At 61.0% G+C, this 15,527-nt stretch carries 15 protein-coding genes and 1 tRNA gene; 2 read left to right on the top strand and 14 right to left on the bottom strand.

The window, feature by feature from the left end; all coding sequences use genetic code 11:
• Positions 1-172: 172 nt before the first annotated feature.
• From IM708_RS16235 to IM708_RS16190, 10 genes are all read right to left on the bottom strand, one after another.
• Positions 173-249: transfer RNA gene (locus IM708_RS16235), tRNA-Arg, on the bottom strand.
• 52 nt (positions 250-301) lie between these two features.
• The gene (locus IM708_RS16230) at positions 302-1,522 is read right to left on the bottom strand and encodes a cysteine desulfurase (RefSeq protein WP_209427627.1); all 1,221 of its coding nucleotides are present in this window, start codon (positions 1,520-1,522) and stop codon (positions 302-304) included.
• Entirely contained in the window at positions 1,515-2,093 is a 579-nt protein-coding gene (locus tag IM708_RS16225; RefSeq protein WP_209427626.1) for a YIP1 family protein, read from the bottom strand. The genes IM708_RS16230 and IM708_RS16225 overlap by 8 nt, the downstream gene beginning before the upstream one ends.
• Before the next feature lie 9 nt (positions 2,094-2,102).
• The gene (locus IM708_RS16220; RefSeq protein ID WP_209427625.1) at positions 2,103-2,600 is read right to left on the bottom strand and encodes a YIP1 family protein; all 498 of its coding nucleotides are present in this window, start codon (positions 2,598-2,600) and stop codon (positions 2,103-2,105) included.
• Between the two features lie 9 nt (positions 2,601-2,609).
• Entirely contained in the window at positions 2,610-3,926 is a 1,317-nt protein-coding gene (gene sufD, locus IM708_RS16215; protein ID WP_209427624.1) for a Fe-S cluster assembly protein SufD, read from the bottom strand.
• Positions 3,923-4,687 (bottom strand): Fe-S cluster assembly ATPase SufC, encoded by a 765-nt coding sequence (sufC, locus tag IM708_RS16210; RefSeq protein WP_209427623.1) that lies wholly within the window; start codon positions 4,685-4,687, stop codon positions 3,923-3,925. The genes sufD and sufC overlap by 4 nt, the downstream gene beginning before the upstream one ends.
• Positions 4,688-4,708: 21 nt before the next feature.
• The gene (locus IM708_RS16205) at positions 4,709-4,903 is read right to left on the bottom strand and encodes a hypothetical protein (RefSeq protein WP_209427622.1); all 195 of its coding nucleotides are present in this window, start codon (positions 4,901-4,903) and stop codon (positions 4,709-4,711) included.
• Complete coding sequence (gene sufB, locus IM708_RS16200) at positions 4,903-6,423, bottom strand: Fe-S cluster assembly protein SufB (RefSeq protein WP_209427621.1); 1,521 nt, start codon at positions 6,421-6,423, stop codon at positions 4,903-4,905. Before sufB ends, IM708_RS16205 begins: the two co-directional genes overlap by 1 nt.
• A 37-nt stretch (positions 6,424-6,460) precedes the next feature.
• Positions 6,461-7,507, bottom strand: a complete 1,047-nt coding sequence (locus IM708_RS16195) for an aminotransferase class V-fold PLP-dependent enzyme (RefSeq protein ID WP_209427632.1) — start codon at positions 7,505-7,507, stop codon at positions 6,461-6,463.
• A 2-nt stretch (positions 7,508-7,509) separates the two neighbouring features.
• Complete coding sequence (locus IM708_RS16190) at positions 7,510-7,971, bottom strand: Rrf2 family transcriptional regulator (RefSeq protein WP_209427620.1); 462 nt, start codon at positions 7,969-7,971, stop codon at positions 7,510-7,512.
• A gap of 200 nt (positions 7,972-8,171) precedes the next feature.
• On the opposite strand from IM708_RS16190, the gene IM708_RS16185 reads away from it, so the two are divergent.
• Together IM708_RS16185 and IM708_RS16180 are read left to right on the top strand one after the other, a co-directional pair.
• Positions 8,172-8,831, top strand: coding sequence for an alpha/beta hydrolase (locus tag IM708_RS16185; protein WP_209427631.1), 660 nt, complete (start codon positions 8,172-8,174; stop codon positions 8,829-8,831).
• The gene (locus IM708_RS16180) at positions 8,831-10,459 is read left to right on the top strand and encodes an alpha-D-glucose phosphate-specific phosphoglucomutase (RefSeq protein ID WP_209427619.1); all 1,629 of its coding nucleotides are present in this window, start codon (positions 8,831-8,833) and stop codon (positions 10,457-10,459) included. The genes IM708_RS16185 and IM708_RS16180 overlap by 1 nt, the downstream gene beginning before the upstream one ends.
• Here the strand turns inward: IM708_RS16180 and IM708_RS16175 are convergent, their stop codons facing one another.
• Genes IM708_RS16175 through IM708_RS16160 form a run of 4 tightly spaced genes read right to left on the bottom strand, consistent with a single transcriptional unit; the run spans position 10,460 to position 15,463 of the window.
• Positions 10,460-11,020: a sarcosine oxidase subunit gamma gene (locus IM708_RS16175; RefSeq protein ID WP_348524987.1), complete on the bottom strand. Its 561-nt coding sequence runs from the start codon at positions 11,018-11,020 to the stop codon at positions 10,460-10,462.
• On the bottom strand, positions 11,013-13,949 hold the full coding sequence (locus IM708_RS16170) for a sarcosine oxidase subunit alpha family protein (protein ID WP_209427618.1): 2,937 nt from the start codon (positions 13,947-13,949) through the stop codon (positions 11,013-11,015). Before IM708_RS16170 ends, IM708_RS16175 begins: the two co-directional genes overlap by 8 nt.
• The gene (locus IM708_RS16165) at positions 13,946-14,206 is read right to left on the bottom strand and encodes a sarcosine oxidase subunit delta (RefSeq protein WP_209427617.1); all 261 of its coding nucleotides are present in this window, start codon (positions 14,204-14,206) and stop codon (positions 13,946-13,948) included. The genes IM708_RS16170 and IM708_RS16165 overlap by 4 nt, the downstream gene beginning before the upstream one ends.
• Positions 14,207-14,212: 6 nt before the next feature.
• A complete protein-coding gene (locus tag IM708_RS16160) occupies positions 14,213-15,463 on the bottom strand; it encodes a sarcosine oxidase subunit beta family protein (RefSeq protein WP_209427616.1) in 1,251 nt (416 codons plus the stop codon).
• Positions 15,464-15,527: the final 64 nt, after the last annotated feature.

The following is a 15,527-nucleotide window of genomic DNA, read 5'->3' as shown; positions in this document are numbered from 1 at the left end:
TTCCAGCACCCTGCCAGCGCTCTCCCGGCACCGCCCGAAGGCCACCATCCCGCGCACGAAAACCCACCGCTGCCGGCCGCCGAATTCCCCTTCGGCGCCCACTCCCGACCCATTCCCCAACACGCAAAAACCCCGCACGGGCGGGCTAAATCCTTGTATTCATTTATAGATCTGGCGCACCCGAGAGGATTCGAACCTCTGACCTCTGCCTTCGGAGGGCAGCGCTCTATCCAGCTGAGCTACGGGTGCCGCAGCACGCTAATAGCTTTCGCAAGCCGCCTCTGCAACAGCCAATCGCCCCTCACGCAAAGAGTTCATGGCAAAACTCCAAAGCCTCCACCAAAGCATCAACCTCCCCCCGCGTGTTGTACATCCCGAAGGATGCACGACAGCTGGCGTTGATGCCTAGATGGTCCATCAGCGGTCCGACACAGTGCTGACCGGCCCGAACCGCGACACCCTTCTTGTCAAGGATCGTCGAAATATCATGAGCATGCGCGCCATTGTCCATAGTGAAGCTGAAGATCGCTCCCTTGCCGGGCGAATCCCCCTGGACCTGCAACCAGTTCAATCCCTTCAACCGATCGCGCGCATAGGTCGTCAGGTCCCGTTCATGCGCGGCGATCGCCTCCATACCCAGCGCCATCATGTATTCGAGCGCGACACCCAGACCGATCTGCTGAACGATGCCGGGTGTACCAGCCTCGAACTTGTGCGGCGGATCGTTCCAAGTGACCGTATCGCGCGTCACTTCGCGGATCATGTCTCCGCCCCCCATGAAGGGACGCATCTCGGCCTGACGATCACGTCGAATGTAGATCGCGCCCGAGCCGGAGGGGCCATATAGCTTGTGTCCGGTGATCGCGTAGAAATCGACACCCAAGGCCTGCATGTCGACGGGCATGTGAACGGCCGCCTGGCTGCCGTCCGCTAACACCGGAACGCCGCGCACTTGCGCCCCTTCGACGATGGTACGTAGGTCGACCACCGTTCCCAGCATGTTCGACATATGCGTGATTGCCAGCAGCTTCGTGCGCGGCGTGATCGCATCCAGCACCTTCTGCGGATCGAGCGAGCCGTCAGGCTCGATTTCGACCCAGACAAGCTTCACACCCTGGCGCTCACGCAAGAAATGCCACGGCACGATGTTGGCATGATGTTCCATCACCGTCAGAACGATTTCGTCACCCGCCTGCATGCGGGGCGCGGCCCAACCGTAGGACACGAGGTTGATGCCCTCGGTCGTGCCCGAGGTGAAGATGACTTCGTCTTCATGCGCGGAATTCAGGAAGCGGCGCAGAATACCGCGCACGCCCTCGTACTTCTCGGTCGCGAGGTTCGACAGAAAGTGCAAGCCTCGGTGCACGTTTGCGTATTCCTGTGAATATGCGCGCGTTACCGCGTCGATGACGACCTGCGGTTTCTGTGCAGAGGCACCATTGTCCAGGTAGACAAGTGGTCGACCGTTGACCTTGCGCGACAGGATCGGAAAGTCACGGCGTACTGCCTCGACGTCAAACATCACCCATCCCCGGCAGCTCGAATCCCAGTGTCAGCAGCACGATCGAGAATACGAATGCGGCGAGAAACAGCGTCCCCAATGTCGCCATCAAGACACCCAGTCGGGATTGGAATCCGTGCAAGGTCCGGATGAAACCGACAAGCATCCAGAAAAACAGCACGATGGAAGCGAACATCACGATGCTGGCGAAAGGCGGCAGGATCAGCAGCGCGACGAGCTGCAACGCCTGCAGGCCCAGCATGATCACTTGCAACCAGCCGACCAGTAGCAACGCATCCTCGAACGTGCCCCTGCCGCCGAACATTCGTCCCACCCCCGCAATCAGGCCCACCGCGGCAAGATTCAGTACACCTTGCAGCATCGCCGCACTTATCGGTGTGGGCAATGCTTCGTCCGCGCCGCTCAGAAGCGGGAGCAGGTAGGCCATGAGGGTGCCAATGGCGACAACCAGCGCCAGCAACATCCAGCGCGCGCTCAGCGGGGGATCAATTTCGATCACCGCGGCGGCGCCCTTCTCAGGCTCGGCAAGCGACAGGCGCGCAAGGGACGCTAGATTATAGGCTTCGGACATGTCGCCTCCCTACGCCGCGGCGCTGCCAGCTTCAAGCGCGGCTCTGAGCCCACCGAAAAGGATGAACAAGAAGCCTGCGAGCACGACAAACCCGAAGAGTTGCATCCCGCCGCCGGAGGCTCCCAGAGCACTGGAAAGTGCGGCCTGAACCAACATCAGGGGTGTGATCGCGAGAACGGCCCAGAAAAGCGCCAGGCGAACGCCATAGGCCGACACGGGAACAACCAGGCGCAATGCCAACCAGATAAAGAGAGCCAACGCATAGGAAAGCAAAGGCAGCACGAACAGCACCCCCATCAGCGCGCCGCCAATTCGCGCCTGGAGCGGTACCGAAGGGTCGATTTGCGCCGCCCGCGTCACCCCGGGCCACTGTGCAAAGAAGATCAAGACACACGCCAGCATGAGGTAGACCAACACCCGATCTTCGCGCCTGCCAGCGGCGAGTTGCTCGCGAACCACCAGCCGCGGCGCGCGATAACTGCGCAGGATGTCAGTGCTCAACGACATCGCCCAGCCCTAGTTGTGACGACTGACCCATCCGTCCAGCTTCCGGCGGATTTCTTCGGCCAGATCTTCATGCGCGATCTCCTCCACCGCTTCGGCTAGAAACGCCAAGACCAGCAAGCCCTGGGCGGCTTCCTCGGGGACCCCACGTGCGCGCAGATAGAACAACTGGTCCGCGTCGATCTCACCTGATGTCGAGCCGTGCGAACACTTGACGTCGTCGGCGTAGATCTCGAGTTCAGGTTTGGCCAGAAACTGGCTCGTCTCATCCAGCAGCAGCGCCTGGCTGATCTGGTATCCGTCGGTCAGTTGCGCCGCTCGGCGGACAAGTATCTTGCCCTGAAAGACACCGACCGCGCCGTTGCGCAGTACCTTCTTGAACACCTGTCGGCTTTCGCAATCCGGCGCGGCGTGCGTCACGAAAACCGTGTCGTCATGGTGGAACTTTCCATCTCCCATGGCAGCGCCTGCAACATGCGCCGAGCCGCCATTGCCGTTCAGCCATACGATGGACTCGTTGCGCGACAATGCGCCGTTCGCCGTCAGCGTGAAGGACTTAAATACGCTCTGAGCACCCAGTTGCGCGAAGAAGTGAGTGGCGGCACGACGCTCGTGGTCGCGACCCTGGGTGCGGACATGGTGCAGTGCCGCGCTGTCGGCAACCCAGGCTTCGGTCACCGTGTTGAGCCGCGCCGCACCTGGGCCGTTCTCGAGAAGTGTCAGTTCCGCACCTTCTTCAACCCGTACGAGGTGATGCAGGATCATTTCAGCGTCCGTTTCCCGACGCAGGTAGATCAGTGAAACAGGGCGCGAAACCTTGCCGGTCACACGGATCACAACACCATCGGTCGCCAATACCGTGTTCAGAGCAGCAAGCGGACGGTCGACGGGTTTCTGCCCCTCGGCCTCCAGCGTTCCATAGAATTCCCGTGCCCAATGGATGTCGCTTGCGCCGGCCTCGGCCAGCCGCACGATTTCCAGCCCCTCACTCGACAGATCGTCCGAAGCGTCGGCATCGAAGACACCGTCCACGAACACGATCTTCAACCGATCGAAGGCGACGAAGTCCATCGCGGCGTCGGTGATGTCCAGAATTTTCGCCGGCAGCACCTCCGGCTGAAGCAGGGTGTTGGGGTCGGTGAACTTCCAGTACTCGTCACGCCGATCCGGCAGGCCCATGTGATTCAACCGCGCGAGCGCCATTTCACGCGCACGTCGCAGCCATTGACCACTGTTTGGAAGCTGCAGCGCTTCAAGTCGCACCGCGGTCGCCTCCAGCTTTGCCGCGCGACGCGCAGCGCGGTGACCCAAAATTGCCTTCGCCGTCATGCTGCCGCTCCTGCCTCGGCAAGGATTTCGGTGTAGCCGTTCGTCTCGACTTCCAAGGCCAGTTCCGGGCCGCCTGTCTTTACGATGCGGCCATCGGCCATGATATGCACGACATCGGGTTTGATGTGATCAAGCAATCGCTGATAATGCGTGATGACCAGAAACCCGCGACCCGCATCGCGCAGTGCGTTCACGCCGTCCGCGACAAGTCGCATCGCATCCACGTCAAGCCCGGAATCCGTCTCGTCCAGGACGCACATCTTTGGCTCGAGCATCGCCATCTGCAGGATTTCGTTGCGCTTCTTCTCACCTCCCGAAAAGCCGACGTTGACCGGCCGCTTCAGCATTTCGGCGTCGATCTTCAACTCCTTCGCCTTGGCGCGCATGACCTTCAGGAACTCGGCGGAGGACATTTCCTCCTGCCCGCGGGCCTTTCGAATGGAATTCAGGGAGGTTCGCATGAAGGTCATGTTTCCAACGCCCGGGATCTCGACAGGATACTGGAAGGCCAGAAACAGGCCCAGGGCGGCGCGCTCCTCGGGCTCCATCTCTAGGAGTTCCTCGCCTTCAAGCGTGACCGACCCTTCGGTGACCTGATAGCCATCACGACCGGACAGGACGTAGGCCAGCGTCGATTTCCCCGAACCATTCGGCCCCATGATCGCGTGTACCTTGCCAGCCTCGACCGTCAGATCGACGCCCTTGAGGATCACCTTGTCCTCTTCCTCAAGCTTGACGTGCAGATTCTTGATTTCCAGCATGTTATTTCCCGTTTTGTCGCCCTACTGGCGCATGATTAATTTGGCCGAGACGTGGCTGATGACAATAGCCGAAACCGCTGCGAACGCCGCCATACCAGGCCCGCCGGGGTACCAGATCGGGTAGGTAAGCGACATCATCAGGACGACCCCGATCGCCACCAGCAGCACATAACGCGGCCGAGGCTCACCGGAGGTGAGCAGCCATTTCCAGTTCATCAGCCGACCGATCCCTCCAGGCTGATCGCCACCAGCGCTTGCGCCTCCATGGCAAACTCCATCGGCAACGCCTGCAGAACCTCACGGCAGAAGCCGTTCACCACCAGCGCGACAGCCTCTTCCTCGTCCATGCCGCGCTGGCGGCAGTAGAAAAGTTGGTCGTCATCGACCTTCGACGTCGTCGCTTCGTGCTCCACCCGGCTCGAGGAATTCTTGACCTCGATATAGGGTACAGTGTGCGCACCGCACTGATCCCCGATCAGCAGACTGTCGCACTGGGTATAGTTGCGCGAACTTAGGGCTTTAGGATGCATGCTGACCAGCCCGCGATAGGTGTTCTGCGCATGCCCCGCCGATATTCCCTTGGACACGATGCGCGAACGCGTGTTCTTTCCAAGATGGATCATCTTCGTGCCGGTATCGGCTTGTTGCCAGTTGTTGGTGATCGCGATCGAGTAGAACTCGCCCGAGCTTTCGTCGCCGCGTAGGATGCAGGACGGATATTTCCACGTGATTGCGGAGCCAGTCTCGACCTGCGTCCACATGACCTTGGCGCGGTCTTCACGGCAGTCGGCGCGCTTGGTGACGAAGTTGTAGATACCGCCCTTGCCATCCTCGTCGCCGGGATACCAGTTCTGGACGGTCGAATACTTCACCTCGGCGTCTTCGAGAACGACGATTTCGACAACAGCTGCGTGCAGCTGAATTGTGTCACGTTTGGGTGCGGTACAGCCTTCGAGATAGCTTACATAGCTTCCCTTGTCGGCGATGATTAGCGTTCGCTCGAACTGTCCGGTATTCTCGGCATTGATGCGGAAGTAGGTCGACAGTTCCATCGGGCAGCGAACGCCGGGGGGAACATAGACGAAGGACCCATCCGTGAAGACCGCCGAGTTGAGCGTGGCGAAGAAGTTATCGCTGACCGGAACGACCGAACCGAGGTACTTCTTGACGAGATCGGGATGCTCGCGGATCGCCTCGGAGATGGAGCAAAAGATGACACCGGACTTCGCCAGTTCCGCCTGGAATGTCGTGCCCACGCTCACCGAGTCAAAGACGGCATCGACAGCGACTCTGCGATCCTGTTGCTCTTCGGCTCCCTCGACACCGGCAAGAACCATCTGCTCTTTCAAGGGTATGCCGAGTTTCTTGTACGTAGCCAACAGCTTCGGATCAACCTCGTCCAAGCTCTTCGGCTTCTCGATCATGCTCTTCGGCCGGGCGTAATAGTACTGTTCCTGATAGTCGATTGCCGGGATATCGAGCATGGCCCAGTCGGGCTCTTCCATCTGCAACCAGCGGCGAAAGGCGCCCAGGCGCCATTCGGTCATCCATTCCGGCTCGCGGTTCTTTTCCGAGATCAGCCGCACGATATCCTCATTCAGGCCCTTCGGCGCGAACTCCATCTCGATCTCGGTTTCCCAGCCATGCTTGTATTTGCCGGCCATGGATTGCACGGTTTCGACCGTCTCGCGGTCGACGCCCTCGCGGACCTCAAGGGTATTGTCCAAAGCTGACATCTTCATCTTCCTGTCATTCTGCGGCAGGTGGCCCCGCCTATTTCATCCGTGCACGCGCCCGTTTCCAGGCTGCGGTGAATCTCTCGGCAAAGCGCAACACGTCCTCGCGTACGATCCCCGGGCCAATGCTGACCCTGAGTGCCGAACCGGCCGCCAGATCGTCAAACCCCATGGCCTGCAGCACCCGGCTGACCGTCACCTTGCCCGAGGAACAGGCCGAACCCGCCGAGACGGCGAACCCGGAAAGATCCATCGTCATCACCTGCGTCTCGCCCCTCCATCCGGGCGTGACAAGGCAAAGCGTGTTCGGCAGGCGACGCGCACCTTGCCCGATAGAGATAATATCTGGGCAATCAGCTTCCAGTGCCGATTCCAGACAATTCCTGATCGCTTCAACCTCCTCCCAGCGACCGGCCGCCAGATCGCTTGCCGCCGCTTCAGCCGCGGCGCCGAAACCTGCGATCCCGATCAGGTTTTCGGTTCCCGCGCGCCGACCCATTTCCTGTCCACCGCCCTTGAGCTGCGCGGAAAGATCGGTCCCCTGCCGCAGGACCAAAGCGCCTACGCCGGCCGGCCCACCCAGTTTGTGCGCCGATACCAATCCCATCTGGCAACCCAGCCAGTTGAATGCCACCGGCAGCTTGCCGAAGCCCTGTGTCAGGTCGCTGACGGCCAGTCCCGCCGGCAGTTCCTGCACGATCCCGGTTTCTGAATTCGCCAATTGCAGGCAGGCGCGCTCGGGTTCCGGCACCGTCACCCTGCCCTCTGCGCCCACTTCCAGGTCGACGCTGCACCAGGAAGCCACCGCATCATGCTCGATACCGGCGCAGTGCAGGTCGCTTCCGGCACAGGCCAAGGCCGCGGCCTCGGTCGCGCCGGAGGTAAAGACGATTTCCGCCCCGTCCGCACCCAGAGCGGAGGCAACTTGGGCACGCGCCTTTTCAATCGCCGCGCGCACCGCGCGCCCTTCGGCATGTACCGAACTGGCATTTCCAGTCAATTCCATCGATGCGGACATCGCCGCCTTTGCCTCCGAACGCAGCGGTGCGCTGGCGTTCCAATCAAGGTAGAGCCGTTTCGCCATGCTCACGCCACCTGAAAAAGGCTTGGAACCGCTGGACAAGGCTTCAAGCGATTGAGAGCGACATCCGCGAGGCTCGTCTGATGCAGGAAAACATAGACCTGCGCGCTCAATCCCTCCCAAAGCCGGTTGCTCATCGATTGAGCGCGCGATCCCGACAGCGCACCGGTTGCCCCCGTTCCTTTCTCGAGTGCATTGTAGCTTTCTTCTACCGCTTGCAGCACCTCGGCGACGCGTATGTCTGCCGCCGGGCGTGCCAGGCGATATCCGCCGCCCGGGCCACGCACCGATTCGACGAGCTCAGCGCGCCGCAGCTTCACGAACAGCTGCTCCAGATAAGCCAAGGAAATATCCTGCCTTTTCGCGATCTCGGCCAGCGACACGTGCTGCGAAATCGTGGGGTCGGCCTCTAGGACTAGGTCTATCATCGCGACCATCGCATACCGGCCTTTTGTCGACAGCTTCATCGGCCCACCTCGGCTGCAATCGCACGGATTTGCGCAAAGTGATTGACGCCCGCGCAAGCCCTGCTTATCTGCTACCCGCCCCAACCTATCCGCCAACACGGGCAGGAACAGTTTAGAAGCGTTCTAGGTTGGCTGACCGGTCTTGTCAACTAAGCCCGATTGGCCGCCGGAAAAGATGCACCGGAGCAGAAGGTTGCCGAATGCCTGAAGTCATTTTTCCCGGCCCAGACGGCCGTCTGGAAGGTCGCTACCACCCGCAACCCAACCGCGATGCCCCGATTGCCATCGTCCTGCATCCACATCCGCAGTTTGGCGGAACGATGAACAACAAGGTCGTCTACAACCTTCACTACGCGTTCCATGCGCTTGGGTTTTCCGTACTGCGCTTCAACTTCCGGGGCGTCGGTCGCAGCCAAGGCGAATACGACCAAGGCATCGGTGAGCTTTCCGACGCCGCCGCCGCGCTGGATTGGTTGCAGACCATGAACCAAAGCGCGCGGCACTGCTGGGTTGCGGGCTTCAGCTTCGGCGCCTGGATCGGCATGCAACTTCTGATGCGGCGCCCGGACATCACCGGCTTCATCTCGGTCGCGCCTCCGGCAAACATGTATGATTTCAGCTTCCTCGCGCCGTGTCCGGCGTCGGGCCTGATCCTGAACGGCACCGCCGACCGGATCGCACCGCCAAAGGATGTCACTGGCCTTGTGTCCAAGCTGCACGAGCAGAAGGGCATCACTATAACCCATACGCAGATCGATGGCGCGGATCACTTCTTCCGTGACGAAGAAACGCACATGAAGCCCATGATCAAGCACGTGCAGGATTACGTGAAGCGCCGCTTGACCGAGGTGACGCGCTGATGACAGCGCCGATCCGTGTCGCCTCTCGGCCGATTGCCGGTCAGAAACCGGGAACTTCCGGACTTAGGGCAAAAACTCGGACTTTCATGGAGTCGCCTTTTCTCGAGAACTTCGTGCAAGCCGTATGGGCGGGTTTCGGCGGCATTTCCGGCAAGGTCCTCGTGCTGGGTGGTGACGGGCGTTTCTTCTGCGATCAGGCCGCGCAGGTGATCCTTCGTATGGCTTCGGCTTCCGGCGCAGCTCGTGTTATTGTCGGGCAAAACGGCCTGCTCTCGACGCCCGCAGCCTCGAACCTCATCCGCAAGCGGGGCGCCGATGGGGGAATCATCCTCTCCGCAAGTCACAATCCAGGCGGCGAAGATAGGGATTTCGGGGTCAAGGTGAACATGGCCAACGGTGGCCCGGCACCCGAGGGTGTCACGAAGAAGATCTTTGAAGCAACACATGGCATCGACTACTACCTCACGCTCGAGACCCAAGATCTAGATCTCGCGCGGAACGGGAAACAAACGTTGGGCACGACGGTCATTGAAGTCGCCGATCCGGTTGCCGACTATGCAGAACTGATGAATCAGTTATTTGATTTCAATATGATAAGAAATCTTTTCAAGAGCGGATTCCAGATCCGGTTCGATGCAATGAACGCTGTTACCGGCCCCTATGCCGTCGAAATTCTGGAGCGCCAACTCGGCGCTGCGGCCGGATCGGTAGTTAACGCTACCCCTCTTCCCGATTTTGGCGGCGGTCATCCGGACCCAAACCCGACTTGGGCGCGCGGCCTATTTGATGCAGTATTTGGCACCGGTGCCCCCGATTTCGCCGCGGCTTCAGATGGCGATGGGGACCGCAACATGATCCTTGGACGCGGCATCTACGTTACCCCTTCTGACAGCCTCGCGGTTCTTGCCGCGAACGCGCATCTGGTTCCCGGGTACAGGAGCGGGCTGAAAGGCATCGCGCGGTCGATGCCTACCAGCACAGCGGTAGATCGGGTTGCCGCCGCACGCAATCTACCGTGTTACGCCACCCCCACCGGGTGGAAGTACTTCGGAAATCTCCTTGACGCTGGGCGGATCACCTTGTGCGGCGAGGAAAGCTTCGGCACCGGTTCGGACCATTTGCGCGAGAAAGATGGGCTCTGGGCGGTGTTAATGTGGCTCAACATCCTTGCCGTTACCGGTAAATCAGTTGCCCAGACCCTGCAGGATCACTGGGCGGAGTTCGGCAGAACTTATTATTCCCGTCATGATTACGAGAGGCTGGACACTGCCACCGCGCAGGCACTGACCCACGAACTGCAGGCACGACTTCCAGATCTGCCAGGCACCGAAGCCGGGCCACTACGCATCGACGAGGCGGTAGATTTTTCCTACACCGATCCGATCGACGCATCAGTCGCCACTCACCAGGGCATCGAGATCAAGTTTGCGGGCGATGCTCGGGTGGTCCTGCGACTTTCAGGGACCGGGACCGAAGGCGCCACATTGCGCATCTACCTTGAGCGCTATAGCGAAAACAGTCTTTCGTGTGATCCGCAGGAGGCCCTCGCCCCCGTGATGGCCGCAGCCGAATCGCTGACCGATCTCGCCGTCCGCACCGGCCGTACGGCACCGGACATAATCACCTGATCATTCCTGCCAGACGGCCTGGCGCGCCGCCACACTGCGCATAGCCTCTGTCAGTTCATGCACCGCGGTGCCCGCCATTGACCGGAAGACGTAGATCTCGAAGGCAGTCTTGGCCGGCCGAAAGATCAGGCAAGGCATGTGATTTAGCAATGTGCGCGCCACATCGTGCACTGCGAACGTCGACAGCCGCAGATCCAGTGGAATCAGCCGCGCCAGGACCGCTTCCGCCCCGGAACCCGTCAGGTGAAGTCCGGCCCAGCCATCGCTCTGAACGGTCAGTGCAGCTTCCAATCTCAATCCCGCGGGCGGCTCGACCCCCATCAGGAAAGCGGTTTCGCGACCCGCCCAGATGATCCGTGCAGAGCCGGACACGATCATCTTGCCAGGAGTCGGGAAACCAAGTTCGAAATCTCTCAGTACCGCATCCACCGCTGCTTCGCGGCCGTTTCGTGGCGCGACGGAGGTGATTAGCTGCGGAGCGCAGGTCGCCAGCCGGCACTCGCCCATGGTGATCGGCAGATCCAGTCCGGCGAAGGCGTCAGTTTCAGCGAGATCAGGCACGCATTCGTCCTCCCTCTGGGTCAAGGAATACAGGATCACACACGCGGCAAATTACTTTTCGCCCTCGCAACCCGTCGTCGAGTCGGATCGTTTCCCCGTGCCGGGCGCGTCCGTTGGTCAGGAACGCCAGACCCAACCAGCTGCCCAGCGTTGGCGAGTAAGCAACCGAAGTCACGTAACCCTGCCCATCGGCGGCGCGTGCAGATGCATCTTTCGCGTAGAGATGCGCCCCAGCGGTCAGTGGCTCCTGCGCGTCCACTGGCATCAAGCCGATCAGCTGCTGGCGGTCTTCCCCGATAAGCCCCGGTCTAAGGCTCGCGCTTCTTCCGATACAATCCTTCTTGCTTGATACCAGACGGTCCATGCCGATGTCGAACGCGGTCACCCGGCCATGAATTTCGGCATGGGTGATGAAGCCCTTCTCGATCCGCAAGACGTTCAGCGCTTCCATGCCGTAGGCGCCGCCGTCGAGCCCTTCCGCTTCCGCAACCAGCCTCTCGAAAAGTGCGGTGCCATAGCGCGCGGGTACCGCGATCTCGTATCCCTGCTCGCCCGAGAATGAGATACGAAACACTCTCCCAGGCACGCCCTGAACTTGCGTCGACATGCAGGCGATGAACGGCAAACTCTCTGGGGTCACAGGATCTTCCAGGACAGTGTTCAACAACTCGCGCGCTTTCGGTCCAGCCATCGCAATCTGGGCCCAGTGTTCCGTAACCGAAATCAGCCTCACATCCCAATCAGCGCAAAAAGCTTGATGCACGAAATCGAGGTGGCGCATGACCAACCCCGCGGCAGCGGTTGTGGTGGTGATCATGAATTGCTGCTCGGCGAGGCGCGCGCAAGTGCCATCGTCCATGACATGCCCGTCTTCACGAAGCATCAGCCCGTAACGAACCCGTCCTGGCTTCAGCGTTGACATCGTGTTCGTGTATACAAAATCCAGAAACCTTTCCGCGTCAGCACCTTGAACGTCGATCTTGCCAAGGGTCGAAACATCGCAAACCCCGACTGACTCGCGTACCATCTTCACTTCACGATCGCAGGCGTCACGCCAGGTTGCTTCGCCCGCGCGCGGAAAGTAGCTGGGCCGAAACCAGAGCCCGGCCTCGATCATCGGCGCCCCCATGCGCCGCGCGACTACGTCGGACGTCGTGCGTCGCTCCGGCGCGAATCCCTTGGCGCGCGCGCCTGCGCCCAATGCGGCAATGGACACCGGCACGAAAGGCGGACGAAAAGTTGTTGTGCCGGTGGCAGGGATACCCTGACCTGTCGCCTCTGCCAAAACCGCCAGCGCGGCAACATTCGACGACTTGCCCTGATCCGGCGCCATGCCTTGGGTCGTGTAGCGCTTCATGTGCTCGACCGCCGAGAAACCTTCCTGTGCGGCCAGCACGACGTCTTTCGTCGTCACATCATTGGCGAAATCGAGCCATGCGTGTCCGGGTACCTGAACCGACCAGAGAGGCGCAATCGCATAGCGACCATCGCCCGCCTTCGGCACACGGATATCAGGCACTTTTCGATCGAGTTCAGCAAGCGCTGCGCGTGCGGCAGCCGCGCCCTGCTCAAGGCATTTTGCGGTCGAGAACTGCCCAGACGCCGCCCCGACAACGGTCAGGTTCGGCACCATGCCATCGCGCGGCACGAAGGCCGATATCGCGTCGTCCCAGTTCGGACGTGCGTTCATGTGACAGGCCAGATGCAGCGTAGGGTTCCATCCACCGGATAGCGCCAAAGTCTCTGCCGCGAGTTCGCTTGTACCGCCCTTGTGGCGGAACTTCACGGTCTTGAGGCCGAGCCGACCCGTCGTGCCGACAACTTCGCCGCGATAGACGCGGAATTCCTCGACAGGGTCGATGCCGGGTCGCGGGTCAACATAGGCGAGGATGCGAACGCCTTCTGCGGTCAGCGCGCGTGCAGCGTCGAGGGCGCCGTCGTTATTGCCGAAAATGACAGTCCGCCCCGGATCTATCCCCCAGCGACGAACATACGCCCGCAAGGCCGATACGAGCATGACACCCGGTCGGTCGTTGTCGGGATGCGCTATTGGGCGCTCCAGCGCGCCAGCAGCCAGGATGGCGCGCTTGGCGACAATTCGCCAGAAACACTCGCGCGGCAGATTGCCTGGCTCACCTAGGTGCAACCCAACCCGCTCCAGGGCGCCGTAGCTGCCGTCATCGTAGGCACCCGTGACAGTCATGCGGCGCATCACGCGAGCGTTGGGCAGTTCTACCAGCTCGCCCAACACCTCTGCCGCCCAAGCATCACCCGGCAATCCGTCAACTTCGGGCGCGTCGGAGAGGAGCCGACCGCCCATCTGGCGGTCTTCCTCGGCCACAATCACATCGGCACCAGCACGGGCGGCAACCAGCGCGGCCATCAGGCCTGCGGGACCCGAGCCGACAACTAGGAGGTCGCAATGCGCCCAGGCCTTCTCATATCGGCCCACGTCATGCTTGCCGGAGAGAACGCCCAGACCTGCGGCGCGGCGGATCACCGGTTCGTAGAGTTTTTCCCACCAGGCGCGCGGCCACATGAAGGTCTTGTAGTAGAAACCGGCCGAGAGGAACGCTGACAACCGGTCGTTCACCGCCAGTGCATCGAACGAGAGGGAGGGCCAACGGTTCTGACTGCGCGTGGCGAGCCCGCGATAGATTTCCTGCATCGTCGCGCGGACATTGGGCGTGTGCTGACCATTCTCCATCACCTCGATCAGCGCATTGGGCTCTTCCGATCCCGCGGTCATCACCCCGCGGGGACGGTGGTACTTGAACGAACGCCCCATCAGCCGCACGCCATTGGCCAATAACGCCGAAGCGACCGTGTCACCGTGGTACCCCTCGTACTCGCGGCCGTCGAAGGTGAAGCGGACGGGGCGCGTGCGATCGATCGAGCCCTTGCCGGGGATGCGCTGCGGTTGGGTCATGTGGCTTTTCGCGCAACGGGTTCACAAGAGAAGATGGCATGGGTCACGGTGCTGCGACCAACCTTTATCCACGTGCCGCAAGGGTCATGATACCAGAGATCGAAGGTATCCCCTGCCGGGTTATCACGATTGTGAAGGTAGTTATCCCAAGCCTCAGGTGGGGCATCAATCGACGGGCGCCGTAGATACTCATCGGCGCCGAGGTAGGTAAACTCGCGCCGGTCTCGTTTTCCACAGCAGGGACAGGTGATACGCATTCGGCCTCAATGCAAGTTGTGCTGGCTGCCGGTACCCTCTTCGTCGAGGATATGACCGGTGGCGAAGCGATCCAGGCGAAAGCGGCGGGCCACGGGATGCGGCTCGCCCGTGGCCATCAGATGCGCAAGACACCAGCCAGAGGCGGGCACCGCCTTGAACCCGCCATAGTTCCAGCCGCAGTTGATGAAAAGTCCCTCGATCGGGGTTTTGTCGATGATGGGCGAGCCGTCCGGGGACATGTCCATTATGCCCCCCCAGCTTCGCAGCACCTTCGCCCGGCCGATCATTGGCATCAGAGTCATCCCGGCTTCCATCACATGCTCGACCATCGGCAAGTTGCCACGTGCCGCGTAGGAGGCATAGAAATCAAGATCGCCGCCAAAGACCAGCCCGCCCTTGTCGGACTGGCTGATGTAGAAGTGCCCCATCCCGAAACTGACCACATGATCTATGCAAGGCTTCAGCCCCTCGGTAACGAAAGCCTGCAGGACGTGGCTTTCGATCGGCAGGCGAATCCCCGCCATGCTGGCAACCTGGCTGGAACGACCCGCAACGACCATCGCCACCTTGTTCGCACGGATTGCGCCGCGAGTCGTCTGCACACCGATCACTTGACCGTCCTCGATCGCAATTCCGGTGACCTCGCAGTTCTCGATCAGATCAACGCCGCGCCTGTCCGCTCCGCGTGCATAACCCCAGGCGACGGCATCATGGCGGGCCGTCCCGCCGCGCGGGTGATAGAGGCCGCCGTAGATCGGAAAGCGGGTCTGTTCGAAATCAAGGTAGGGCAGCTTCTCGCGCACCCCATCGCGGTCCAGAAGTATGGCGTCGTCACCCTGCGCCAGCATCGCGTTTCCGCGTCGGGCAAAGGCATCGCGCTGCCCATCGGAATGGAACAGGTTGATAAGCCCGCGCTGCGAATGCATGACGTTGTAATTCAGTTCCGTCTCCAACCCCTCCCATAGCTTCAGCGAGTGGCTGTAGAACTCCGAATTGCCGGGCAGGAAATAGTTGGCGCGCACGATCGTGGTGTTACGTCCGATATTCCCCGATCCCAGATACCCCTTCTCGAGCACCGCGACGTTGGTGATCCCGTGGTTCCTGGCAAGGTAATACGCGGTCGAGAGCCCATGCCCTCCGCCACCGATTACAATCACATCATAGGCCGGCTGGGGGTCGGGCTTGCGCCAGGCGGGACCCCAGCCGCTGTTGCCCCTCAAGCCCTCCAGGAAAACCCGGAAACCGGAATAACGCATCGCTTCATCCCCTGAATCGACGGCATAGAACCGTGCATCGGTTCCCAGCGCAAGGGCACATTCT

The sequence above is a fragment of the Pararhodobacter sp. SW119 genome, assembly GCF_017811755.1.
Classification (GTDB): domain Bacteria; phylum Pseudomonadota; class Alphaproteobacteria; order Rhodobacterales; family Rhodobacteraceae; genus Pararhodobacter.
The sequence above is the reverse complement of the archived record's forward strand: the minus strand, read 5'-3'. Positions and strand labels throughout refer to the sequence as shown.

What these genes read in the sequence shown, in the direction of transcription:
- sufC (WP_209427623.1), bottom strand. Translation starts at nt 4,687, where the DNA reads ATGCTGGAAATCAAGAATCTGCACGTCAAGCTTGAGGAAGAGGACAAG.
- sufD (WP_209427624.1), bottom strand. Translation starts at nt 3,926, where the DNA reads ATGACGGCGAAGGCAATTTTGGGTCACCGCGCTGCGCGTCGCGCGGCA.
- IM708_RS16180 (WP_209427619.1), top strand. Translation starts at nt 8,831, where the DNA reads ATGACAGCGCCGATCCGTGTCGCCTCTCGGCCGATTGCCGGTCAGAAA.
- IM708_RS16160 (WP_209427616.1), bottom strand. Translation starts at nt 15,463, where the DNA reads ATGCGTTATTCCGGTTTCCGGGTTTTCCTGGAGGGCTTGAGGGGCAAC.
- sufB (WP_209427621.1), bottom strand. Translation starts at nt 6,423, where the DNA reads ATGTCAGCTTTGGACAATACCCTTGAGGTCCGCGAGGGCGTCGACCGC.
- IM708_RS16170 (WP_209427618.1), bottom strand. Translation starts at nt 13,949, where the DNA reads ATGACCCAACCGCAGCGCATCCCCGGCAAGGGCTCGATCGATCGCACG.
- IM708_RS16165 (WP_209427617.1), bottom strand. Translation starts at nt 14,206, where the DNA reads ATGCGTATCACCTGTCCCTGCTGTGGAAAACGAGACCGGCGCGAGTTT.
- IM708_RS16230 (WP_209427627.1), bottom strand. Translation starts at nt 1,522, where the DNA reads ATGTTTGACGTCGAGGCAGTACGCCGTGACTTTCCGATCCTGTCGCGC.
- IM708_RS16190 (WP_209427620.1), bottom strand. Translation starts at nt 7,971, where the DNA reads ATGAAGCTGTCGACAAAAGGCCGGTATGCGATGGTCGCGATGATAGAC.
- IM708_RS16225 (WP_209427626.1), bottom strand. Translation starts at nt 2,093, where the DNA reads ATGTCCGAAGCCTATAATCTAGCGTCCCTTGCGCGCCTGTCGCTTGCC.
- IM708_RS16205 (WP_209427622.1), bottom strand. Translation starts at nt 4,903, where the DNA reads ATGAACTGGAAATGGCTGCTCACCTCCGGTGAGCCTCGGCCGCGTTAT.
- IM708_RS16220 (WP_209427625.1), bottom strand. Translation starts at nt 2,600, where the DNA reads ATGTCGTTGAGCACTGACATCCTGCGCAGTTATCGCGCGCCGCGGCTG.
- IM708_RS16195 (WP_209427632.1), bottom strand. Translation starts at nt 7,507, where the DNA reads ATGGCGAAACGGCTCTACCTTGATTGGAACGCCAGCGCACCGCTGCGT.
- IM708_RS16185 (WP_209427631.1), top strand. Translation starts at nt 8,172, where the DNA reads ATGCCTGAAGTCATTTTTCCCGGCCCAGACGGCCGTCTGGAAGGTCGC.